Below are 1040 nucleotides of genomic sequence, written 5' to 3' on the forward strand. Positions count from 1 at the left end.
GAACAGTATCATCAGGACTACTATAAAAAAAATCCAACACACTACGAACGTTATCAGGTAGGATCCGGAAGAGCAGGATTTAAACAAAAAATGTGGGGTGATCAAAAATGACTAAAGAAGATTTAAAAAATAAACTGACACCTATGCAATATCACGTAACTCAAGAAAATGGAACAGAGCCGCCACATCGCAATGAATTTGATCAACATTTTAATGAAGGTATTTATGTTGATATTGTTTCCGGAATACCCTTGTTCAGTTCAAAAGATAAATATGATGCTGGCTGCGGATGGCCAAGTTTCACTAAGCCTATCGATGGTCCGGAAGTAACAGAACATACAGATGTTTCTCACGGCATGACCAGGACTGAAGTAAGAAGTAAAACAGCCAATTCGCATTTAGGGCACGTTTTTCCGGATGGGCCAGGTCCTGAAGGTTTACGTTATTGCATTAATTCAGCGGCATTGAAATTCATTCCGAAAGAGAAGTTGCAAGAAGAAGGATACAGTGAATATTTAAGTTACTTTTAAAGAAAAAGCTAAACTCGAATAACTAAGAGTTTAGCTTTTTCCTCTGCTTAGACTTTTACTTTATGTTGGAAAACCTGTATATATAGAATATAAGAACACTTTCTTTGGAGGTTAATATGAATCATACATTCTATAAATACACCCTGACTTTCAGAGGAGGACCAAAATCGGATCTTAAGGCTATGTTTGCGGAAGTTATGTTTCAGGATTTGCCTTTCCCAAAGCAATCTTCCGATTTTGAAGAAATTTCCCGTTACATTGAAGAATTGGCGCACCCCGATATGAGCGCAAGTATTTTTGATGAAATTTGGTCGTTATATGAAACAAATGTCCTTTCTCAATCGTAAATATGTATAGAAACTAATTAGGAGGAATGTATATGTCGATTTTCAATAAAGTATTAGCATCTGTAGGTGTGGGTAATGCAAGAGTAGATACAAAACTGAACGATTCTGCTTTTGTTGCAGGTGAATTGATCTCAGGAGTCACTGAAGTGGTTGGGGGAAACAT

Annotated in this window: 3 protein-coding genes and 1 pseudogene; all 4 read left to right on the forward strand. The window is 36.8% G+C overall.

Annotation, left to right across the window (positions count from 1 at the left end; all coding sequences use genetic code 11):
• Positions 1–111 (forward strand): annotated as a pseudogene (locus tag AC1DSB_RS19820) (peptide-methionine (S)-S-oxide reductase MsrA); the annotation flags it as partial.
• Positions 108–530, forward strand: coding sequence for a peptide-methionine (R)-S-oxide reductase MsrB (gene msrB / locus AC1DSB_RS19825; RefSeq protein ID WP_016427333.1), 423 nt, complete (start codon positions 108–110; stop codon positions 528–530). The pseudogene AC1DSB_RS19820 and the gene msrB, both read left to right, overlap by 4 nt.
• 116 nt (positions 531–646) lie before the next feature.
• Positions 647–877, forward strand: coding sequence for a YozE family protein (locus AC1DSB_RS19830; protein ID WP_016427332.1), 231 nt, complete (start codon positions 647–649; stop codon positions 875–877).
• 32 nt (positions 878–909) lie between these two features.
• On the forward strand, positions 910–1040 hold a 131-nt coding region (locus AC1DSB_RS19835; protein WP_477587486.1), incomplete at its 3' end, for a sporulation protein.

The sequence above is a fragment of the Paenisporosarcina sp. P4_E4_2 genome (assembly GCF_056401595.1).